At 53.2% G+C, this 20,765-nt stretch carries 22 protein-coding genes and 2 pseudogenes; 19 read left to right on the plus strand and 5 right to left on the minus strand.

The annotated features are described in order from the left end of the window. Positions 1–478, plus strand: a pseudogene (locus FE784_RS12085) (excinuclease ABC subunit UvrA); the annotation flags it as partial. A gap of 145 nt (positions 479–623) precedes the next feature. Here FE784_RS12085 and FE784_RS12090 read toward each other — a convergent pair. Continuing rightward, a complete protein-coding gene (locus tag FE784_RS12090; RefSeq protein ID WP_218103770.1) occupies positions 624–1,457 on the minus strand; it encodes a hypothetical protein in 834 nt (277 codons plus the stop codon). Positions 1,458–1,674: 217 nt separating this feature from the next. Between FE784_RS12090 and FE784_RS12095 the strand changes: the two genes are divergently transcribed. The 7 genes from FE784_RS12095 to FE784_RS12125 all read left to right on the plus strand — a co-directional run bounded on the left by FE784_RS12095 (position 1,675) and on the right by FE784_RS12125 (position 7,484). Beyond that, complete coding sequence (locus tag FE784_RS12095; protein ID WP_176706166.1) at positions 1,675–2,550, plus strand: aminoglycoside phosphotransferase family protein; 876 nt, start codon at positions 1,675–1,677, stop codon at positions 2,548–2,550. 56 nt (positions 2,551–2,606) lie between these two features. Then, entirely contained in the window at positions 2,607–2,786 is a 180-nt protein-coding gene (locus FE784_RS12100; protein WP_139602461.1) for a hypothetical protein, read from the plus strand. A gap of 114 nt (positions 2,787–2,900) precedes the next feature. Beyond that, positions 2,901–3,386 (plus strand): DinB family protein, encoded by a 486-nt coding sequence (locus FE784_RS12105; protein ID WP_139602462.1) that lies wholly within the window; start codon positions 2,901–2,903, stop codon positions 3,384–3,386. A 491-nt stretch (positions 3,387–3,877) separates the two neighbouring features. Beyond that, positions 3,878–4,759, plus strand: coding sequence for an AraC family transcriptional regulator (locus tag FE784_RS12110; protein ID WP_176706144.1), 882 nt, complete (start codon positions 3,878–3,880; stop codon positions 4,757–4,759). Between the two features lie 110 nt (positions 4,760–4,869). Beyond that, positions 4,870–6,531 carry a polysaccharide lyase domain-containing protein gene (locus FE784_RS12115; protein ID WP_139602464.1) on the plus strand — a complete coding sequence of 554 codons (1,662 nt, stop codon included), beginning with the start codon at positions 4,870–4,872 and terminating at the stop codon, positions 6,529–6,531. A 36-nt stretch (positions 6,532–6,567) separates the two neighbouring features. Continuing rightward, positions 6,568–6,804: a helix-turn-helix transcriptional regulator gene (locus FE784_RS12120; RefSeq protein ID WP_246132000.1), complete on the plus strand. Its 237-nt coding sequence runs from the start codon at positions 6,568–6,570 to the stop codon at positions 6,802–6,804. A gap of 212 nt (positions 6,805–7,016) precedes the next feature. After that, complete coding sequence (locus FE784_RS12125) at positions 7,017–7,484, plus strand: hypothetical protein (RefSeq protein ID WP_139602465.1); 468 nt, start codon at positions 7,017–7,019, stop codon at positions 7,482–7,484. On the opposite strand, the gene FE784_RS42820 is transcribed toward FE784_RS12125, so the two are convergent. Further along, positions 7,485–7,691 carry an AraC family transcriptional regulator gene (locus tag FE784_RS42820; RefSeq protein ID WP_425465542.1) on the minus strand — a complete coding sequence of 69 codons (207 nt, stop codon included), beginning with the start codon at positions 7,689–7,691 and terminating at the stop codon, positions 7,485–7,487. Here FE784_RS42820 and FE784_RS41865 point away from each other — a divergent pair. The 3 genes from FE784_RS41865 to FE784_RS12140 all read left to right on the plus strand — a co-directional run bounded on the left by FE784_RS41865 (position 7,626) and on the right by FE784_RS12140 (position 9,841). Next, positions 7,626–7,763 (plus strand): hypothetical protein, encoded by a 138-nt coding sequence (locus tag FE784_RS41865; protein WP_246132001.1) that lies wholly within the window; start codon positions 7,626–7,628, stop codon positions 7,761–7,763. The genes FE784_RS42820 and FE784_RS41865 overlap by 66 nt on opposite strands. A 121-nt stretch (positions 7,764–7,884) precedes the next feature. Continuing rightward, positions 7,885–9,435, plus strand: coding sequence for an exo-alpha-sialidase (locus FE784_RS12135; RefSeq protein ID WP_139602467.1), 1,551 nt, complete (start codon positions 7,885–7,887; stop codon positions 9,433–9,435). 166 nt (positions 9,436–9,601) lie between these two features. After that, positions 9,602–9,841, plus strand: coding sequence for a hypothetical protein (locus FE784_RS12140; RefSeq protein WP_139602468.1), 240 nt, complete (start codon positions 9,602–9,604; stop codon positions 9,839–9,841). Positions 9,842–10,130: 289 nt separating this feature from the next. Here FE784_RS12140 and FE784_RS12145 read toward each other — a convergent pair whose 3' ends face one another. Then, positions 10,131–10,868 carry a MerR family transcriptional regulator gene (locus tag FE784_RS12145; RefSeq protein WP_139602469.1) on the minus strand — a complete coding sequence of 246 codons (738 nt, stop codon included), beginning with the start codon at positions 10,866–10,868 and terminating at the stop codon, positions 10,131–10,133. Between the two features lie 292 nt (positions 10,869–11,160). Here FE784_RS12145 and FE784_RS12155 point away from each other — a divergent pair, with 292 nt between their 5' ends. Then, a complete protein-coding gene (locus FE784_RS12155; protein WP_139602470.1) occupies positions 11,161–11,562 on the plus strand; it encodes an SRPBCC family protein in 402 nt (133 codons plus the stop codon). Between the two features lie 261 nt (positions 11,563–11,823). After that, positions 11,824–12,000, plus strand: a pseudogene (locus FE784_RS12160) (DapH/DapD/GlmU-related protein); the annotation flags it as partial. A gap of 131 nt (positions 12,001–12,131) precedes the next feature. On the opposite strand, the gene FE784_RS12165 reads toward FE784_RS12160, so the two are convergent. Both FE784_RS12165 and FE784_RS12170 read right to left on the minus strand, forming a co-directional pair. Continuing rightward, positions 12,132–13,505: an NTTRR-F1 domain gene (locus FE784_RS12165; protein WP_246132002.1), complete on the minus strand. Its 1,374-nt coding sequence runs from the start codon at positions 13,503–13,505 to the stop codon at positions 12,132–12,134. Between the two features lie 153 nt (positions 13,506–13,658). Beyond that, positions 13,659–14,075 (minus strand): helix-turn-helix domain-containing protein, encoded by a 417-nt coding sequence (locus FE784_RS12170; protein WP_139602471.1) that lies wholly within the window; start codon positions 14,073–14,075, stop codon positions 13,659–13,661. A 736-nt stretch (positions 14,076–14,811) separates the two neighbouring features. Between FE784_RS12170 and FE784_RS12175 the strand changes: the two genes are divergently transcribed. The 6 genes from FE784_RS12175 to FE784_RS12200 all read left to right on the plus strand — a co-directional run bounded on the left by FE784_RS12175 (position 14,812) and on the right by FE784_RS12200 (position 20,742). Then, complete coding sequence (locus tag FE784_RS12175) at positions 14,812–15,144, plus strand: AraC family ligand binding domain-containing protein (protein WP_176706146.1); 333 nt, start codon at positions 14,812–14,814, stop codon at positions 15,142–15,144. Positions 15,145–15,636: 492 nt separating this feature from the next. After that, the gene (locus tag FE784_RS12185; RefSeq protein ID WP_139602473.1) at positions 15,637–15,972 is read left to right on the plus strand and encodes a DUF1801 domain-containing protein; all 336 of its coding nucleotides are present in this window, start codon (positions 15,637–15,639) and stop codon (positions 15,970–15,972) included. An 80-nt stretch (positions 15,973–16,052) separates the two neighbouring features. Further along, positions 16,053–16,553 (plus strand): SRPBCC family protein, encoded by a 501-nt coding sequence (locus FE784_RS12190; protein ID WP_139602474.1) that lies wholly within the window; start codon positions 16,053–16,055, stop codon positions 16,551–16,553. A 599-nt stretch (positions 16,554–17,152) separates the two neighbouring features. Beyond that, the gene (locus tag FE784_RS40815; RefSeq protein WP_176706147.1) at positions 17,153–17,983 is read left to right on the plus strand and encodes a hypothetical protein; all 831 of its coding nucleotides are present in this window, start codon (positions 17,153–17,155) and stop codon (positions 17,981–17,983) included. Then, entirely contained in the window at positions 17,980–19,800 is a 1,821-nt protein-coding gene (locus FE784_RS12195; protein ID WP_176706148.1) for an FAD-dependent oxidoreductase, read from the plus strand. The genes FE784_RS40815 and FE784_RS12195 overlap by 4 nt, the downstream gene beginning before the upstream one ends. A gap of 99 nt (positions 19,801–19,899) precedes the next feature. Then, complete coding sequence (locus FE784_RS12200; RefSeq protein ID WP_139602476.1) at positions 19,900–20,742, plus strand: AraC family transcriptional regulator; 843 nt, start codon at positions 19,900–19,902, stop codon at positions 20,740–20,742. The last annotated feature ends 23 nt before the right edge of the window (positions 20,743–20,765 follow it).

A 20,765-nucleotide genomic window follows, 5' to 3' on the forward strand; every position in this document is an offset into this window, starting at 1 on the left:
AATAGTTGCGCCGTACATTTCCGAAGGTCCCTGCACCGGCTACCGCGGCGCGAGACTCAGTCAGGCCACGCTCGATCCGGATGCGATCGTCATCGACCAATCGGCGGTAGGCGTGTCGACGCGTTCGAATCCCGCGACCTATACGGGCATTATAGATGACGTGCGCAAGGCGTTCGCTTCCGCGAACAAGGTCAACCAAGGCTTGTTCAGCTTCAACTCCAAGGGCGCTTGCGAGAACTGCCAAGGGTTGGGCGTCGTGTATACGGACCTTGCCTTCCTCGACAGCGTGAAGCTGCCATGCGAAGTATGCGGAGGCAGACGGTTCAAGGAAGAGGTGCTCGCGTACAAGCTGAACGGCAAGTCCATCGCGGAAGTGCTGGAGATGACGGTGGAGCAGGCCTTGAATTTTTTTCAGCTGAAAGAGGTTGTGCGCAAGCTCCAGGCGATGAGCGACGTCGGGCTGACCTATATTACGCTCTGGAGGAAGCAAGGGCGGCCAGGTGGTGTTCGAGGCACGCCTTCGCAGATCGTCGAGGCGGAGCAGTCGATCACGGGAAAATATTTGGTGTAACCCTCATATTCGCTTTCGCATAACGAGGCTGCCGGCACCTTCGGCAGCTTCGTTACGTTAACCATTCTATAATCGGTTTGAATGCTTGGTACTCGTCGAGAAAAATATGACGATCCCCTTGCGAAAATATGGCGGATACCGCTAGACGGAAAACAACAGCCCGTACAATCATTTCTTTGTACGTTCCATTATCCGGAAGGAGGAGAAGCTCGGAAACCTTGCTTCCCTGCCAAGCGATACAATCGCAAGCCAATATGGCTTCCGCATATTCGACTGGAGCAATTGTCGGAGAGAAATCGATAATCAAAGGACCCGACACCTGGTCGAAAAGAATATTTCCCGCCAAATCGCCATGGACAATCTGCACCTCGTACTCCTCTCTCAAGCTTACCCTTCTCAGTAAATGGTATATCAGCTCTTGTGACTCTTGTGGTGTCTGCGTCGGTAAATCATCGATTTGCCATGCGATACGATGCCCCCTGGACCAAGGGTTGTCCGAATGAGGGACGTCCCGAATATTTAAATGAGACAAGTCGCGGTGAAGCATTTTGGCTGCAAGAAGTTTTTCTTTAATGTGCCCTCTTTTATCCGCGCCTTGTTCATACCGGGTACAAGCCCACCCTTTATATACAAAAGTACCGTCTATGCTTCGAATAGGCTTGGATATCCTGTAACCTCGGGGGTTTATACGGAACATGACATCGAGCAGCCATTCGGCGTGCCGGGTGTCGTCCACAGGTTTTAATACGGCATTACCGACACGTACTGATGTATGCTGTCCTCCCCGTAATGGCACAATATCCCCGGCAATTCGAAATGATGTTAATATTTCTTCGGACGGTCCCATTTTGTTCACCTTCCCGACATAGTGCGATACTACTTCCATGCATACCATTAAGAATCCTGCCTATCGTTCCAAAGCGCCAACTTCCATGCATACCATTAAGAATCCTACCTATCGTTCCAAAGCGCCATGTCTATCGCCGATGCACCCTTTCAATTGAGGAATGCCGGCTTGAATTCTCCTTTAAACGTTTTCGCCCTGGCTAGTCGCCGAGCGCTTTGCTAAAATGGACCCAAACCAGGAGGGGGGCGAGACCGTGATGGAAGTGACAACAGAGCTTGTACGCGGGTTAATCGACAGCCAGTTTCCGCAGTGGAGACATCTGACGGTGAGACCGGTCGAGAAAAGCGGACACGATAACCGCACTTATTTGCTGGGCGATGACAGGACGGTTCGCCTGCCAAGTCATGAGCGTTATGCTTCGGCCGTGGAGAAGGAAATGAAGTGGCTTCCCGTTTTCAAGCCGCATCTATCGCTGCCCATACCTGTCCCCGTCGCGAAAGGCGAGCCGACGAAGGCGTACCCGCTTCCGTGGTCCGTCAACCAGTGGCTGGAAGGCGAGACGGTCACATCTTCCAATATACGCGATAGGGACGAGTTTGCTGAAGATCTTGCAACCTTTCTGAAAGAACTTGAAGCGATCGACGCCAGCCGCGGCATACCGGCAGGTGTCCAAAATTTCCACCGCGGAGGTGATCTCGCGGTCTATGAAGAGGATACAAGAGCCGTACTCGCCAATATTGCAGGCACGCACGACACAACCGTCCTGGCCGAAATATGGGAGCTCGCTCTCGCGACGAAATATACCGCGGCTCCGCTCTGGCTGCATGGCGATGTTGCGGTCGGAAACCTTCTTGTAAGAAACGGAAAACTGAGCGGCGTCATAGATTTCGGGACGATGGGCGTGGGCGACCCGTCCAGCGATCTGGTAATGGCGTGGAACTTCTTCGACGACTCAAGCCGCGCCGTTTTTCTGGACCGCATGGGATTTGGAGAAGATACGATAAATCGTGCGCGCGGCTGGGCTTTGTGGAAAGCCCTGATCTGTTACGACTGGAACGAGAAAGGCTCGGAGCTGTCGGAATGGGGGCGGCGCGTGATCGATGTCATCATGGACGAATACAAGCGAGGATGAAGAAGGGTTGGTTCTCAAGGCCCGTCCGGTATAGGCACTGAAACCGTCACGGGGTTGTGGCACATTTTGGTATAATGGTGCAGATCCGGTTCACCGACCGGGCGGCTGAACTATTGCCGGAGATGCTGCAAGCGGAGGCGAACGATCGGTTCGATCGGACCGACGATTTGGAGCCGTTCAACTGCGAGGACGATGCCGTCATTCGGGATCTGTTCTCTCGCGCCGAACCGGATTGACGGGGATGGACGCAATGAAAAACCAGCTTTGTTTCTCATTTAGCAATCCATAAGAAATCCGCTCCTCCCGGCTGGCTTATACTGGGTATAGTTGAACGGAGGAGGAACATGGCTATGAGTCTTGTACAAGATATGGTAGAGGAACTTCGGCGCGAGGCCCAGTCTACTCGCCTTGTAATCGAGCGCGTACCCGAAGCCAGCTTGAGGTGGAGGCCGCATGTCAAGTCGATGTCGCTCGGGCAGCTTGCCCTGCATACGGCCGGATTGCCCGGAGGACTGGCCGAGCTGCTGAATGCCCCGGTACGCGAGGTGCCTACCGTGCCGCTGCCGGAGGCGGAGTCCGTTGCGGAAATTCTCTCCGTGCTCGAGGAGCAGGTAGCCGCGGCGGAGGAAATCATTCGCACTTGGGAGGACGAGGCGCTGCGCGAGCCGTTCCGATGGACGTTGCAGGATCAAGTCATCAGCGAGACGCCGCGATTCGAGCAGGTGCGCTCGCTGCTTTTCAATCACTGGTACCACCACCGGGGTCAGCTGACCGTTTATTTGCGGCTGCTTGACGTGCCGGTTCCGGGTATTTACGGTCCCAGCGCCGACGAGTAAACTTTCAAATGAAATGAAGGGGGAAGCCATCAGCGGCTTCCCTTTTTGGGCAGAATTAGAGATGCATAGTCCCTCCCGCCTCCGGTGTGATAAAATCAAGGAAAACGTTCAGACCCGAACGCGGCCGAGGAGGTATTCGTGATACGAAAAGGTTTGGGAAACGGCAAATCCGTCGGGCGATCGGATAGTCGGCTTCGAGCGCTGGATCCCTTCGTCTTGGAAAACGGAATCGGCAAGAAGCATTCCAAACACTATAACGCTACGAATCCGCCTGCTCGCGAATGCGGAGCAAGGAGGTCGCTTCGTCGAAATTGTCGCGAATTATCGGCAGCCGAAGGGCGGTAAGCTGGCGAAAGCCGACCTCGTGGACATTATTACCGAGTTGCTCAGAAAAGGGTCGTTCAACCAGCGCGAAAAATTCCGGCTGCTCGATTTACCCTTCGACAACAATTTGCAATGACTGGTCAAGAACCGTGAATCGGGGTACCGTTATGAGAATCAAATCGATGAAACAGTATTCGCATCCGTGCGATTTTCCGTTTTGGATTCAGCGAAACCTCCACGACGTGCGGGATATGCCGGACATCCACATTCATGAGTTTGTCGAGCTGATCTATGTGGCCGAAGGCCGGGGCACGCATCTGTTCCAAGATATTTATTACGAGATTCGGGCTGGGGACATATTCATTATCAATCCGGGCGAGAGGCACGGTTACGCGCTCAAAGAGGATCAGTATATCGGAATCGTCAATTGCCTGTTCGAGCCGGACTTCATTCCGCATTCGTTGCTGAGCGACTTGCGGATTAACGATGCCCTCGACTTCTTTTATGTCCAGCCTTTTTTGAACGGCCATTCCCGGTTTCATCACAAGCTGAATTTGCGGGGCGAGGCGGCGGACAAGACGAGGGGCATCTTGGAGGAGCTCCATCAGGAAATGGACCGTCGGCAACCGGGCTATCAGACGATGATTCAGCTGAGAATGACCGAGCTGTTCATTTTGCTGTCGCGTTATTACAAGGATCGCAAAAATAAAACCGATAGCCGCTCGCCGCAAGAATTGCTGATCCGTCGCATATGCGGGTACGTCGAACGGCACTATAACCAGAAAATTACGCTGTCCGACTTATCCGCGCTGTTCCATATCGGCATCCGGCAGCTGAACCGGCTGTTCAATCAATATACGGGATCGAGCGTAATCGAATACGTTCACCGGATCCGGATGGAAAAAGCGAAGCGACTGTTAACGGATACGGACGAAAAAGTGAACGTCGTGGCCGAAATGGTCGGCTACGGGGACCCGGCCTTTTTCAATAAGCTGTTCGTGCGGGAGGCGGGATGCCCCCCGGGCAAATATAGGGAAGAAAATCGATAATTTGACCTCATCGCCGAGAAGGAAGTCCAGATTGCCGATGGAACGAGGTTGGCGGCCTCCTATAATATGAGTGTTGAAAGCGCACTCATTTCAAAAAAGGAGCTGTTGAAATGGAACGGGACATGAAGATGAGCAGAAGAAAGCTATTAACCGCTGCGGGCACTGCAGCCGTTGCGGGGATTTTGATGAGTAAAGGCGTCGGCTTGGCGAGTCAGGGAAGCGGTGTGGTCCATAACGTTTATGGAAACCCGCCAAACAGCTGCAACGGCGAGGAATACGGCTACGTTCACGTAAAGGAATTTGGCGCCGTCGGCGATGGGATAACCGATGACTCGCAAGCGTTTCGCGATGCATTGGCCCATGCTTGCAACAATCATCTGACTTTACTGACGGATTCGGGAAAAACGTACATTGTCGATAATCTCGTCGTAGAGGGGAAAACGGACTTCAGACTCGTATTCAGGGGAATCTTGAAAAGACCCGATAACTTGCCGGCAACCAGCACTCAAACGAGAACGCTGCAATTCAACAATTGCTCCCAATTTGTCATAGACGAAATCCATTTTGACGGCAATCATATCAACAACCATTGCGTCGTCGGCGGGACGGTTTACAATACCGTGTATTTGCAAGAGTATAGACACTGCTTGTATTTGAACAACTGCTCAAATGCCAGATTCGGCAAAATTTACGGAAAAAATCCGTCCGGAGACGTCATTTACATCAATGGAGCGAACACGTACAACCTGGATTTCGACTTTGTCGAAGGGATCTCGGTCGATACGGACGGGGTCACGCCCATTGCGCTGGGCCGAAACACGGTATCCATATGCGAAGGGAAACAGATTACGTTCAATATCGTCAAATCGTTGGGAGTCGGTCATGTTACAATGCCCGGAGGGTTCGACATCGAGCCGAACTGGGGGGAACAAGCTTCGGATATATTTGTCAACTATCTCTATGTCGTGTCGAGCTCCATGAGCGCTTTGGGGATTACGACCAAATACGGGGAAGGAGGCAATATTAAAAATATCGAAATCGGAACGGTTTATATCGAAAACGATGTCGTTGCAGCGAAGAGATTGCTTGTCATTACAGGATGCACGAATGTACACTTGAATCGGGTTTATATCAAAGGTACGGTCGAATCTTATGCGGTACATATCGGGATAGCGGGGAACGCTCAACCGGTTTATAATTTGAAATTGGACTCTCTTGAAATCGATACTTGCAGATACGGCATTATGGCCGACCATTTGAACGGGGGTTATGCGAATATTATCGTGAATCGCGCCTCGGAAAATTTGCTCAGACTGTACAACGTTTCGAATTTCGATTTTGATGTGAGAGGCAGCTTCAATCCGTCAACCGCTTATCCGAATACGCCGGTCAAAAACTTTTGCATTTATCTGTATATGGCCGGCACCAACTATTTGGACAATTGTACATTCAGCGGCGATCTTGCCAAAACCAGAGTTGGCACCGTTGCGGAAAGAGGCATTACAACGAACGCCTCGAACGGAGTCGCCCAAATCACGAACTGTGTATTTGCCAGCCTGAATATGGACGGATGGGACGAGGCTACGAAGTTTGTAGGACAGTTGCAACATACGAGAAAATTGGAATTCACGCGTTCGAACAATTCGGGAAATACCGGAATGAGACCGACGGCCAATCTCAGACAAGGTATCTCCTATTACGATACAACTTTAAACAAACCGGTATGGTGGAACGGCGCGAACTGGATCGATGCTGCGGGGGCAATCGTTTAACCGTCGCGCCGGCCTTCAATAACTGGCGCGGGGTGAATGATGGGCAGACTGGACGGGATGTTATCGATCTTGCGGCTGCTGAAAGCAAACGAAAAAATGACGGCCGAGACTATGGCGGAAATATTGGAGATCAGCGTCCGAACCGTGTATCGGTACATCGATCTCCTGAACGTAAGCGGTGTTCCGATTATAGCCGAATCCGGTCATGGAGGCGGTTTTCAGCTTCCCGCTACATTTTCGAGCGTTCCGCTATTTTTGACACCACGGAACTGAAAGCGATGAGGCCACAGCGCTCTATGCCCCATCTGTTGCTATCCTTCGGCAAGCAGATCGATGTGGCGGAGCCGGTCATGCTCAGAAGAGCGATAGCCGAACTTGCCCTGGAACTTGCCCAATATTAGGATACATCCACACTTCCCTGACAGGCTTACTGTCAGGGAAGTTGTTGTATGATGGCGGTAAACGCGACAAAGAGGTGGTAACGAATGAATCCAATCGCCAAACTCGACCTGAGCAAGTCTGACAAAACGTATTATTCGGCGGCGCGCACGCCTGCGCTAGTGCGGCTCGATCCACTGCCGTATCTGTTCATCGTCGATAGGGGAGCGCCGGACAGCCTTATGTTTGCGAATGCGACAGAGGCCCTTTATACGGTAGCTTATGGGGTCAAAGGGATTTGCATAAAGGAAAACCGCGATTTTACGGTACCCAAACTGGAAGGACTCTGGTCGGTTGAATCCGGGAAACATGCGCTTGAAGTTCCGCGCGAAGAGTGGCACTGGAAGCTGCTGATTCGTATGCCGGATTTCGTTAGCCGAGACATCGTCGATGACGCGCGCGCGAGCAACGCGAAAAGGGACATTCCCGGGCGAAAGATGTCTCCTTCGTTGATTGTTGCTTACGTTTTTTTCCATTACACTTGGGAACGAAGGGAGGTGCAGCCGATCGTTTGATCAAGGCTCCGGAACGCAACTATCGGCTTGATGCCTGCTTCGGTACTCTGCGGGCGTCATTCCCATTTTCTGCTGAAAATGGGAGTAGAACCGATAGGTCGAGGCGCAGCCGACTTCCTCGGCGATTTGTTCAATAGGAGCATGGAAGATGTTCGGTCCGATCAGATGAATGGAACCGCTTTCAAGAGGCTGCGCAAAAACTGGCAAGCGCTGTTTTACAACAAGATGGGGCCCGTATCGGTCAAAGGCATCTATGAACACCGGATCGTCGGCGTGTAAAATGGCTTGGCCGAACAAGCCATGCTCGGTACGCTGGACCTGAATACGGCATTGCGGCAAGCGGAGGAAACCTCGATGATCCGATTGGACGAATGGAAACGATAAGGAGCGTGCATGAGGAATGGAAATAAAAAAGACGGTCCGTACCGCGTCGGTGTTGTTGTTTCTCGGATTGCTTCTCACGACTTTGCAGCCGGCGATGGCGGATATCGCTTCCGGACAATCCGATGTGATCGTAGCGTCGGGTGGAGCGCGCAATACGTATTTCCCGGATGTGGAAAAGCTTCAGAACGGGGATTTGCTCGTCGTCTACTACGACAGTCCGGCCCATACTTCGCAAAGCGGGCGAATTGCCATGGTGCGCAGCACGAATGACGGTTCGACTTGGTCCGCCCCGACGACGGTGGCGGATTCCGTGTACGACGACCGCGATCCGAGCGTCATGCAGACGAGCGATGGAACGTTGCTGCTCACTTATTTCTCCACGGACTGGAGCCAAAGTCCGTCCAAAATTTTGGGTACTTACAGCGTCCGTTCGAATGACGGGGGACTGACCTGGTCCAGTCCGGTCTTGGTGGAAACGAAGTTGGACTATGCAGCGGTCACTTCCAAAATCGTTCAATTGGCGAATGGCGATCTGCTGCTTCCGCGTTATGGCAAAATGCCCGGCCATTGGCAATCGAAAATCATGGTCGCCAGAAGCACGGACGGCGGCATAAGCTGGCCGCAAGCCAATGAAGTGGAGATCCCGAATCCATACGGGACCAATTGGGTGGAGCCGGTATTGGCCGATCTCGGGAATGGGCACCTGATGGTCCTGATCAGAACCGCAACATTTGCACACGAAACGCATTCGTACGATAGCGGCCTGACTTGGACGACACCGCTGCCGACGGATATGGTCGCGCATGCGTCCAGCCTGCTCGTCCTCGATCCGGGAAATCCGAATTCGAATATCCTGCATACTTGGGGCGACTATTCGGGCGAATACGCCTTCGGCCGGCCTGTCGTCGGTCAAATTATTCAGGCGGACGGGACCCCCGTATCGGAACGGGTTAAGATGTATGCCGGTCATTGCGGAGACGAAAGCTACCCGAGCGGCGTCCGGCTCGATGACGGGCGAATATTTACGGTATATTACGATTCCTGCGCCAAACGCATCGGCGGAACGTTCAGCACGATTAGCGATTATATGGACTATGAGGCACCGACGACGATCTGGGACAGCGAAACCGGAAAGCTGGACCTGTGGAAGCTGTATAAGAGCGGGGGTCTGCACATCTCGACGGATATGAACTATATTCATGGCAATTTCAATCCGTACGGTCCGATCGATGGCAATCCCACATACAATTATTCCGCGGCCAAAGTACAAACGGGGGAAGGCGCCTATTGGTCGATCGAGCTGGATCAATTATACCCGATCACTAAAATCGGAATCATTCTGAAACAAAGCTTGCCGGAAACCGCCAACGTTTATTTGTCTGCCGACGGCGTAAACTGGGGCACACCGGTTGCCGCTTTCAACTATGTGATCATGAACAGCATGCAGTACATCGTTTTCGACAATCCGGTACAGGCCCGTTACGCCAAAGTGGAAATATTGGAGTCGAACGGCACGGATATTTTGTCCGAGTTCTCCTTGTTTGTGCCCCTCGATACCGGTACGTGAGCGGAGGCGGAGGTTCGAATGACAACATCGATGGAACCTATTTTCAGCTCGGCGAACAGATCCCGATCAAGACCGAATATGGCCCGATCGTATTCGGGCTTGTCATGGCTGGCTCGCTGGTCAGTTGGTCGGCTGAGCGGGCCAAAGATTTGCTGATCGGCAGAATATGGTCGGAATATATCTTTATCCGACCGCTCGGCTGCAGGACGACGAGCTGGACGTTTTGCCGAAGCTGGTATGCCAATACAAATTTGTCCCGACAATGGGAATCCCGGCCGACTGGAACCGGGACGGCGAGGACGATCTGATCGTATCCGACCGGTTCGGGTCCCTGTATTGGTTCGAACGAAAAGGATCGTACCCGGATCTAACGTTCGAGTATGCGGAGAGAGTTCGGGACAGCTGAACGGGTGAAGACAGCCATCTTTTTGGAGGGCTGTCTTCTTGTTAATCGGGCTTGTATCCGACGCTCGCCACTTCCGCTCCTTTCTACAGAGCGTGCTTGCTTCCAAATGCTGTTCGGAGAGAAACGCCGAATCTGCGGATAAAAGCCCGGGTGAAGGAGTACATATCGAGATAGCCGACGGATAACGCCGCCTCCGTAACGGACGGCGTATTCGGACAAGACTGGTCGAATGATGCTATAATACGCACGCCATTCTATGCCTAATCAGCGAATATCCTGCTGCAAAATGCTAGTTGTTATTTACGTATACTTCCATCGCATCGCACATGAATTGTGCCAAACCGTCACCGAATTGGTCGATGTTTTTCGTAAACCGTTCATCATTCACATACAGTTGCCCCAATCCTTTGAAGGCTTCGAGCGAATAGTAATAATCCTTGCTGTTCAAAAATCGATACCATTCCCCAATTGCCGATTGAGCTTCTTCCGATTCAGGAGGGCTGTTCCGAACGGCGGCCATTCTCTCATAAAGGGCAACCATTTCTTTAGACATTCCGGCTTGTTCCTCCTTAGACAGACTCCCAATTTTGGTGTTGGCCTTATCAACGGCCGCATTTCCCCAACGCGCGCGGGCTTCCTGCTCGTACGGGTTATGGCTAAAATCAAAACCTTTGAACTTTTCTTTGTTTGACATTTGAATTTCCCCTTTCATGTGCCGTATGGTCTTGTCAATCGTCGCAATCATTGTATCGAGCCGGGAGCGCTTATCGAGCAACATGTTTCGATGCAGCTCCAATGCTTCCTGTCGATCGAATGACGAATCGTTGATAATCGCATTAATGCTTTTTAGTGGGAGGCCGAGCTCTCTGAAAAAAAGGATTTGTTGCAGCATCTCCAGATTGGTGTCGGAGTAAAGACGGTATCCGGCGTCGGTTATTTGAGCGGGCGTCAGTAACCCGATCTCATCATAATGATGCAGCGTGCGCACGCTAATGTTGACCAAATCAGCTACTTCTTTCACTCTCATCAGTTGTGGCCCCCTTCGATATCGATCTTATAGTATCACGTAACGTTAGTGTCAACACCGTGACTAAAATTTTGTCGGCGTGGCGTACAATCCGTTGCATCCAGTTGACACGACGCCAAATAGTGTCCTAAAATTAAATAGTCACCAAATGGTGTCCAATTACGAGTCGGCGAAAGGAACGGCTGACCTTTGGCAATAATGATTATGAAATACAAGATTGGTTAGCTTGCTACAGCAAATTTTGGAGTATGAACCTGTTGCGCTTGAACCGACTTTTGGAGGAGGAATAAGAATGAGTTTAACTTTATCTTTGGATTTTCAATATAAAACATCGATCGAGAAGCTTTGGGCTGCTTTAACCGATTCTAAAACGCTGGCCAAATGGGTTTTGGAAAACGATTTTAAGCCCATCGTGGGACATCGTTTCCAGTTTCGCGCAAAGCCGAACGAATATTGGGACGGCATTATAGATGGCGAAGTGCTTATCGTGGAAGAACCGAACCGGTTGTCCTATACATGGGCGAGCGGCGAGGAGAAGCACACGGTCGTCTGGACGCTTCAGGATCTGGGAGACGGCAAAATAAACCTGCATCTCGAACAAACCGGATTCTCCAATGCCCAAGGACTCGGGGGAGCCAAGTATGGCTGGACCGCATGGTGCGGCGAGCTGGAAAAACTGTTGGAACATCAGTGAAAAAAGGGAGAGATGGAAATGGCTTTTTTTCAAGATATGTTCTCCATTTTCAAGAAGAGACATTTATCGTTTATGGAAAGCTACAAGGAATCCGTAGATGTATATACGTTTCTATTCGAAAAGGAGAAAGATTTGAATTGGAAAGCAGGGCAGTACGGTTTGTTCAGCATTACGCATAAGTCTATAAAAAATGCTACAAAACCTCATCCGCTGGAGGCTCGGGAAAGAATCTCCGGAGCGGAATTCGGCAAACCGGTCACGATCGGCCACAATGTATGGATAGGAGGTCGGGCGGTTATCAACCCCGGCGTAAAAATAGGCAATAACGCGGTTATCGCTTCCGGCGCCGTCGTTACAAAGGATGTCCCCGATAACGCGGTCGTAGGCGGCAGCCCGGCGAAGGTTATCAAGCATATTGACAATGGCGGTGCAACCTGAAAGATTGGGACGCCATATTTTCCAACCGGAACGGAACGGGGAATTCGCAAACCGGTGCACCAAAGCAATGAACGAAGGCAGCCGACGATGACGATCGGCTGCCTTTCCCGTTTCGCGGTAGGGGAGGGCTGCTACGGAATCACGCCTACTCCTTCCGGTTCAACGCCTACCGGAATCGTAGAAACAACCGTATTCGTATTTCCGCTAATGACGGAAACATTGTCGCTCAGGACGTTTGCCACATAAACGATATTTCGTAAAGGATCAACACCGACACCGGACGGCGAATTACCTACCGGAACGGTAGCGATGATAGCATTTGTAGTTCCGTCAACGACGGCGACATAATTAAGGTTTTCGACAGACACATAAATCAAATTGGTTATCGGATTTACGCCCAGATCAAACGGACTGGAGCCGATCGGAACGGTTGCGATGACGCTATTGGAAGACCCGTCAATGACGGAAACGTTGCTGCTATCCCGGTTGGACACATAAATCCGATTCGTGGCCGGGTTTACGCCTACCGCAATGGGAAGGCTTCCCACAGGGATCGTAGCGATATGGGCATTGGAAATCCCGTCGATGACGGAAACGTTGGTAGTGGATATGTTGGTCACATAGACTCGATTCATGCCGGAATTTACGCCCACGGCAAATGGCAAAGTCCCCACGGGGACGGTAGCGATGACGACATTGGAACGTCCGTCAATGACGGATACATTGTTATTGTCCTGGTTTGCTACATAGATTCGATTCGTGTTCGGATTCACACCGACACCACTCGGGAAAGAACCGACGGATATTGTGGCCATGACCGTATTGGTAGTTCCGTCGATAACGGAAACAGTTTCGCTGAGCTGATTTCCTACATAAATTCGGTTGGTGTTCGGATTGACGCCCACTTTTCTCGGGTCGCTGCCGACCGGAACGGTAGCGATCACGGTATTGGTAGTTCCGTCAATGACGGATACATTGTCGCTGTTCTGATTCGCCACATAGATTCGGTTCGTGGAAGCGCCGGTAGCGCCAATGGATTCCAGAAGCTGGACATCGTCGACGTACAAGTCGGATGAACCGGCATCCGGTTGTTTGCCGATAAACAGTTGGGCCTGTACCGCCGTAGCGGGTACAGCGGTGCTCGCGACTTGATAGGCGGTAATCCAATTGGCGTTGGAACCGTCCGGAAGCCGATTGCTGTAGAACGTATTGATCAATCCATAGCCGAGAAATTGGAAAGCCGCATCGTAGTATCCGAGCGAAACCAGAACCGACGGGCTCGGCGAGGCGCCGGAGTCCGATAAAGAAACAAGCAGCTCGTAGGTCGATCCGGGAGTCACCGGTACGAATTGCGAAATATAGGCGGTTACGTTCCCGCCTTGCAAAAGTGCGCTGAAAAGTCCGCTGTGACTAATAGCGGAGCTGATGGCGGCATGATCCGCGAACCATGGGGATAACAGCCCTGACTCGAAATCCCCGTTGACAATCATGTTGTTGAACGACATGGGGGAATCACCCTCCGATCTTGGGGACAAGGTATATACCAATATATGCAGAAAGAAAAAAATATTGTGGGTTTACTAGATTCGCGGGGATATTCGCCTATGCAAACCCGGCAAAATGCACAAAAAATCAACTCATTGTCTATGGAGTCGGACTCAAGCCCGTTTTTTCTTGAACAGTCTGCTGAAATAGTAAATATCGGTGAAACCGGCCGCCAAAGCCGCTTCGGTGACGTTGCAGTCCGAACCGATCAGCAACTCTTTCGCTTGGTCCAGCCGGCTGCGAATCTGATAGTCGTTGACGGATAAACCGGTCGTTTGTTTGAACAGGCTGCGGAAGTGCGAGGGGCTTAAGCCGGCGATCCGGCTAAGCTCCTCCACCGAGTGGCTGACGTTGCGGTGTTCGGCCATAAAGCCGAGCACCTTTTCGATTTTTGGCGAAAACGGCTTACCGGCAAAATCCGTTTCCCTGATCAGCAGATGAAAAATGTCCATAATGCGGCTTTGGCATTTCAGTTTGTAACCGGCGTTTTTGATCGAGTAGGCCATATACAGCTCGTCGAACAAAGACATGAAAAGCCGCGAAAATCGCGGCTATTTTGAATAATGTCAAAAGTCGTACGAACCGAAACAGCTAGGAAACAAATAATTCGATTGAATACGATATACGATCACTTTATTCCTATATGATAAAGATACGACTAACGTGTCGACAATCATATAAAGATAGCTTGAGTAAAAAAGGAGTGGCGAGCTTGGGAAATTCGATCGACGACTTTGTAAATCTGCACGGAGAAAGCGGTGCAGTGAGAAAGGGCGATTACCGCAGTGTCCGGCAGATATGTAAGCGTTCACTAGTGGACCGTTTCGCAAGTTAGTCCTCTGCAGTCGGCTGCGCACAGGGAGGGCATGCAAGGAGGAGCAGGGAGCAGAGAACAAGCGACCGGGCGGCAGACGCGGAACAAAAAGTTCCTCTATTCTGCATGACGACACCGAAACATGTACTTAGCGTAACAAAAACTTCCTCTATTGGCGTCTCAAGCCCGGTGAAACCGGCTTTTTCATATAATAGAGGAAAAAATCGTTCCGTTAACGCCCTTTTCGCCGCCGTCGGAAGCGAATAGCGGAACTTTTTGTTCCGTTTCGTCCGCGTCTTTTCCCGCTTCCCGGGCCTGTGCCGGTCCCGCTGTCTTTACATCCGTTTCCTCGATAGCTCGCATGTTTTGGAAACGAATTTTTGAAACGCTCTACTAGTCAACTCCATAAAAGGAGTCGCCGTGAATGCTACTGTGCCATCGAGGATGATAGCGTGAAAACGAACTTGCCTTTGCCTTTGATAGAGCAATTTCGCCATCGTTTCGAGAGGAGGCTGCGGCCCGAGCTGCACACGCATCCCAAATACGAGATTATTTGCGTGCACGACGGCACTTGCAATTACATGATCGGTGATCGTTGTCACCGCGTAGCTGCCGGAAATTTGATTATTATGAACGGCATGACGGGACACGGACCGTTTTTTCGCGATCGGCTCCCGTTTATCCGCAGCATCGTCTATCTTGATCCTTATTGTCGTGGGCTCACCACGATAATCGTACCGAAAATATCGAGCCGACTCAAAGGGATCGCCGTCTCATTTCATTGATAGGAATGTCGTATTTATTATACACATCCTTATTGTTCCACAACCGTAATACGTCCAATCGGCCACTTCTTACACTCTCATCGGTAACGGCCTCCTTTAATGCCGAGTATAAAGGATCACGTAGACTCCATCCCTCTGTAAAGCGGAGGCTGGAGTCCGGATTAGATCCGCGCTAGCGCGGTATTCACGCGAAGTATACCCTGCATCGACATGAAGCGTAGTGCCCGTTACATAGAAGAAGACGCATCCGACACAAGCCACAGGCTGGCTTCGGCGATTTCTCCCGGCTGGCCGAAACATTACATGGTTCTCCAAATTAGTGGCAGGAATGCAGGACAAATGAGCAAAACGGAGAAGTTAAATGGTACTCGAGGTTATAATGCGAAATCCATGTTTCACGTTTTCATAAATATACCTTGACAGGAATATTCCATTTGGGATATATTTCATGTAGAAGCAATTCATTATTTCCATTCGGAAGGGAGAACTATTATGAATCAGGAAGTTACTGTGTTTATTGACAATTTGCCGAGTTGGCAGGCGGCTCTCGGCTCAACCTTGCGAGACATGGTCCATGAGACGATCCCGGAGGCCGATGAGCGCATTCAATACAAAAAGCCGCATTTTCTGAAAAATGGACACTATGCAGCCGTCATTTCACCTTCCAAAGACGCGATAGCATTCATGATTATGAATGCTAACGGCATCGATTTTCCGAAAGGGTTCGAAGGGCCGGCAGAACGGAAGTGGATCAAGCTGCGGGAAGGCGACACCCCGGACATCGCTTTGCTGTCCGGTCTGCTGAAGCAAGCATCCAGTACGCTATAACGGCAAATCATCGAGTAGCTGCCTACGAGGGAACAAGATAAACCGTGATTTCGAAACGAACAATTCAAGGAGGAAATCCGATGAGCACCCGACAAGGACTATTATTGAAACGCGAATTTGATGCGCCGCGCGAGCTTGTATATAAAGTGTGGACTGAACCGAAGCACTTCGGCAGCTGGTGGGGACCCCAAGGGTTTACGCTGGAAGTGACCCGCATGGATGTTCGGCCGGGCGGTACGTTTTTGGGCTGCCAGAAGTCCCCGGACGGCCAGCATGCGATGTGGGGCAAATTCGTATACCAAGAAGTTCAGGAGCCCGAGAAGCTGGTATGGGTCCAGTCCTTTTCCGATGAGCAAGGGAATGTTATCCGCGCTCCGTTCAATCCGAACTGGCCGCTTGAAATATTGAACATTCTGACGCTTGAAGAGAGCGGCGGAAAGACGATCCTCACCCTTCAAGGAGGGCCGCTCAACGCATCCGACGAGGAGCAGGCAGCCTTCGATGCGATGTCGCCAATGGTTGCGCAAGGGTTTGAGGGGACATTCGAGCAGCTTGCCCATTACTTGGCAAGTCAGCAGTAAGACGCTCCGGATCGAGGAAGCGGAAGCCGCGGGGAAGTATCTCCGCGGCTGTTTGTTTCCGTCTGGATCATCGCGAAAAGCCGTACCCGGTTTGCCGGTTACGGCTTTTCGCCGTTTCCGCAACAGCTTATTCGCCGGTTACGGCTTTTGACGTTGCCGTCACACTTACCGAATTCACCGGTACGCTTTGGTTTCTCGCATGTCCTACGGCGTGTTGACAACCGTCTCACCGCTGCCGTTTGCAGGCGAAGCGGCCCAGTTGGGCGGATTATGCGCCTCTTTTGCTGGTTATCGGCTCGTTCGCTCCTGCCGGTTCGCAGGGTTGCAGACATGCCGAATGCCGTTTGCAGGCGAAGCGATCCGGGAGGGCGGCATAGCCGCCTCTTCTGCCGTCTGACGACTCTTTTCGATTCGGCCCATTTGCCGGGTTGCAAACACGTCGTGGCATCTTGCCGCGATTCGATCACAGGGGCGAATATGGAGTTTCGGTAAAGAAGACGAATCTCCATGTTTTCGATTGCTTTCTTCATTTTCAATTCCGGACTCCCTCCGTATAGTTAGAGCTGAAGATGCATCGTTTGGAAAGGTGGCTACAACCATTGAAACACATCCCGCTGCTCATTGTCGGCGCGACCTTTGCCGGACTGGGCTTTGCGAGCGAGTCCGGGCCGGGGGCGCTGGTCGTCGAACCGTTCTCGCAGCCCGGTCATGAATTTATTAGCAGCTATCGTCCGGGAGAGCGGTGGCCGCGCAATGCGCGGACAGAGGCAGGCCGGCGCTTGCTGGAAGAATTGGAACGAAGGGGAGTGCTGGATGCGGATCGCCGTCTGCATATTCCGGCCGTACTGCCGATCGTATGCAGCTGGATTCGGGAACAACGGATTCAACTGCTGCTGATGACGCAAATTGTGCGAATCGCCCCGCATCCGGACGGCTATGAGGTGACATTGGCCCATGCATCCGGGCTTGAGACGCTCGTTGCCGGGCGAATCGTCGATACGACGTCCGGCGGCTTGCCGCATTCGGATGTCGACGAGTCCGTAATCGCCGACAAGCGGATCAATGCGCTGCTGCACCGTGCGAGCCATGAAGGGGACGCGTCGGTTCCGCTGCCGGAGCCGTTCGACGAACGTCTGTCATTTGTCCGCGGACCATTCGCTTCCGAAGCGATCGCAAGCCTCAAGCTTGCGGCATCTGACGACTGGCCGACAGCCAGACGGAAGCTGTATGCGGCATGGCTCGCTCGTCCCGCGGCCTGGCAGCCGTGGACGATCGCGGCCATCGCGGATACGTTCGAGCACCGCGCCGGGAAAGGTCCGACGGCCATCCGTCCGAATTGGACCCGGCTGCCTTCCTGCGCGTATGCGAATTTGCTGGAGGCGCTGGAGGAAGGCGTACTGGCGGCAAGGAAGGAAGGGGGTGGCGTATGAAGCTGCTGCAATGGATCGACAAGCAAAGCGTGGCGACCGCGGTCGACCGGCCGCGATTCGAGCGGACGTTTGACGCGATCGTAGTCGGCCTGGGCACGGCCGGAGCGGTAGCCGCCATCGAGGCCGCGCGTTCGGGGCTGTCCACGCTCGGCATCGAGCGGCAAACGAGCATGGGCGGCACAGGCACCAACGGCCATGTAGCGCACTACTATTTCGGCGCCAAGGGCGGCTTGTACGAGCAGTTGGATGAGCGGTCGGCGCAGCTCGAGAAGGAAGGCTGCCTGACCGACGGGGCCGGCGTCGAAGCAAAAAAGCTGGCGTTGGAGGAAGCGGCGCTTCAGGCCGGCGTTACGATCCGCTACGAATGCACGGCGATCGGCCTCTACATGGAAGGCGGGACGATTGCCGGCGTGAGATGGGTCGGTCCCGACGGCGTACGGGAGGCGGGCTGCCGCGTCGTGATCGACTGCTCCGGAGACGCCGAGATTGCCGTCATGGCCGGTTGCACGGCCCGCTTCGGCCGCGATAGCGACGGGACGACCCATGCCTATTCCAATGTCGTGTCGCTGCTTCGGAACGGGCGAGTCAAGTCGTTTTATACGGACTCGGGGTATGTCGATCATACCGACGCCGCCGAACTGACAGAGGCGCTGCTCGCCTCCGCGACTTTGCCGACGCATCTGAAGCAAACGTTCGACGAGAGCGACAGGCTGCTCAAAGTGGCGCCGCAGCTGGGCATTCGCGAAGGACGGCTCATAAACGGTGATCAAACGCTTACCTTCGAACGGTTTGTCCACGGGGAATGGACGGAGGAACCGCTGTTTTACGCCTATGCCAACCTCGACAACCATGCCAAGGATCTGGCGCTGGAAAGCGACCTGCAGCAGGAATGGTCGGTCGTCGGCGGATTGTGGAGCCTGCGGATCGCCGTACCGATCCCGCTGGCGGCGCTCATTCCGCAAGGAACAACAAATTTGCTGGTGGCGGGACGAAGCTTGGCGGTCGATCACGATCTCGCCTCCTGCGTCCGGATGAAGCGGGACATGCAGAAGTGCGGCGAGATCGCCGCCAAGGCCGCCTATCTGGCTCTGCGCGACAATACGGCTGTGAGCGAGGTGCCGTATGCGGAGCTGCGCGGGCTGCTGGAGCGGTCCGGCTGCGCCGCAGAGGCGCCGGATACGGTCGAATGGCTGTCCGAACGCGACGATATCCGCAGCGGGCTGGCCTCCGAGACGCCGGGCATCGCGATCTGGTCGGCAAGGCGGCTTGGCGGCTCGATGATCGGACCGCTGCGCGAATGGTGCGCGCAAAAGCAGGATGGCCATCTGCGCAAGCACAGTGCATTGGCGCTGGCACTGCTCGGCGATGCGGGCGCGATTCCGGCGCTGCGCGAAATGGTGTTGGAGCGAGACGCGTTCATGTCCGGCACGAGCCACATGTACAGCCAGTTCCGGGCGCACGCGGCCATCTATTTGCTGGGCAAGCTCGGCGATGCGGAGATGGTGCCCGAGCTGGAACGCATCGTCGCGGAGCCGATCGGCCGGGAGCCGGAGGAGAGCTGGATTCGCAACAAGTTTATCGTGAGCGCCGACGATTACCGTTTCCAGTATGTATCGTACGCGCTGCTGGCGCTGCTGCGCATCGGCGACCGGCACGCTTCCGTCCGTGAGCGAATCACCGCTTTTGTTCGGCGCGAGGTGCTGGACGAGTCGTTTCAGGCACGGTTTCACTTGAACAGCGTATCGGAATACAAGCTGCCGCACCACGCAACCGTACAGCTGCAGCGTCTCACGCGCGACCGTCTCGCGTCGTGGTAAAATGTACGCAGGGCGGCCGGACGCGCGGGAATACCCGACGCGAAAGTCGAGGGCAAGCGGCAGACAGCCGCTGTAACCTATTTGCGGAGGCGGGTCACGATGCAGCATCAGTACGACTTTTGGAATCAGCTCCATCCCCAGGTGTGGTTGATCACGAAACGGGAAACCCCGTTTTGGGAAGAAATGAATTACGCGTTCGGGGAATATTGCAAAATCCATAAACTGTCGATCGTTTGCGGCGGTTCCGGCCGTCTTGTGTACAACAGCGAGGAAACGGCGTTGCTGCCGGGCATGGTCGTTTATTCGTCCCCAGGCAACGACATTCATTTTTTAAGCTCCAGGCAAGACCCGCTTCATTTTTACTCGGTCATGTTTCACTACGCGCTCGTCCGCTGGGAAGGGTGGAACCGCCCGTCGCTGCAGGCCGGGAATGACGGGCACAAGCTGCCGCTCCAGCCGTTCTCGAAGCTTCGTCACGCCGATGCCGCCACCGTCATTTTGCGGCACATGCATGCCAGCTGGAACAGCAAAAAGGTCGGTTACGAATGGAAGGTGAATCTGGCCTTCAAAAACCTCCTGTCCGAGCTGCTCAGCCAGCAAATCCGTTCCAAAGGCGACGAGGAAGCGGCGCTTGCGCTGGTCAACAAAGTGATCGCCTACATTAACGAACGGTATCCCGAGAAGCTGGACCGCAAAGCGATGGCCGATTACGTCTCGTTGTCGCACAGCTATTTGTCGCTGCTGTTCAAAAAGTATACCGGCTGGTCGCCGGTGCAATATTTGATCAAAATCCGCATGGACAAGGCAAAGGAACTGCTTCGCGACAGCCGCAAAAGCATCGGCGAGATCGCCGGCGAGGTCGGCTACGCGGACCCGCTTTATTTCTCCAGAGTGTTCGCGCAGCATACGGGTTTTGCCCCGAAGGCATACCGCAAAGGATAAGGGTAAGTTCCACAAAACGATAA

This window comes from Paenibacillus hemerocallicola (genome assembly GCF_006265175.1).
Taxonomy (GTDB): Bacteria; Bacillota; Bacilli; order Paenibacillales; family NBRC-103111; genus Paenibacillus_AB; species Paenibacillus_AB hemerocallicola.

Coding starts and splice junctions, on each gene's coding strand:
- FE784_RS12090 (WP_218103770.1), bottom strand. CDS start 1,457: ATGGAAGTAGTATCGCACTATGTCGGGAAGGTGAACAAAATGGGACCG.
- FE784_RS12095 (WP_176706166.1), top strand. CDS start 1,675: ATGGAAGTGACAACAGAGCTTGTACGCGGGTTAATCGACAGCCAGTTT.
- FE784_RS12105 (WP_139602462.1), top strand. CDS start 2,901: ATGAGTCTTGTACAAGATATGGTAGAGGAACTTCGGCGCGAGGCCCAG.
- FE784_RS12110 (WP_176706144.1), top strand. CDS start 3,878: ATGAGAATCAAATCGATGAAACAGTATTCGCATCCGTGCGATTTTCCG.
- FE784_RS12115 (WP_139602464.1), top strand. CDS start 4,870: ATGGAACGGGACATGAAGATGAGCAGAAGAAAGCTATTAACCGCTGCG.
- FE784_RS12120 (WP_246132000.1), top strand. CDS start 6,568: ATGATGGGCAGACTGGACGGGATGTTATCGATCTTGCGGCTGCTGAAA.
- FE784_RS12125 (WP_139602465.1), top strand. CDS start 7,017: ATGAATCCAATCGCCAAACTCGACCTGAGCAAGTCTGACAAAACGTAT.
- FE784_RS41865 (WP_246132001.1), top strand. CDS start 7,626: ATGGAAGATGTTCGGTCCGATCAGATGAATGGAACCGCTTTCAAGAGG.
- FE784_RS12135 (WP_139602467.1), top strand. CDS start 7,885: ATGGAAATAAAAAAGACGGTCCGTACCGCGTCGGTGTTGTTGTTTCTC.
- FE784_RS12140 (WP_139602468.1), top strand. CDS start 9,602: ATGGTCGGAATATATCTTTATCCGACCGCTCGGCTGCAGGACGACGAG.
- FE784_RS12145 (WP_139602469.1), bottom strand. CDS start 10,868: ATGAGAGTGAAAGAAGTAGCTGATTTGGTCAACATTAGCGTGCGCACG.
- FE784_RS12155 (WP_139602470.1), top strand. CDS start 11,161: ATGAGTTTAACTTTATCTTTGGATTTTCAATATAAAACATCGATCGAG.
- FE784_RS12165 (WP_246132002.1), bottom strand. CDS start 13,505: ATGTCGTTCAACAACATGATTGTCAACGGGGATTTCGAGTCAGGGCTG.
- FE784_RS12170 (WP_139602471.1), bottom strand. CDS start 14,075: ATGTCTTTGTTCGACGAGCTGTATATGGCCTACTCGATCAAAAACGCC.
- FE784_RS12185 (WP_139602473.1), top strand. CDS start 15,637: ATGAATCAGGAAGTTACTGTGTTTATTGACAATTTGCCGAGTTGGCAG.
- FE784_RS12190 (WP_139602474.1), top strand. CDS start 16,053: ATGAGCACCCGACAAGGACTATTATTGAAACGCGAATTTGATGCGCCG.
- FE784_RS12195 (WP_176706148.1), top strand. CDS start 17,980: ATGAAGCTGCTGCAATGGATCGACAAGCAAAGCGTGGCGACCGCGGTC.
- FE784_RS12200 (WP_139602476.1), top strand. CDS start 19,900: ATGCAGCATCAGTACGACTTTTGGAATCAGCTCCATCCCCAGGTGTGG.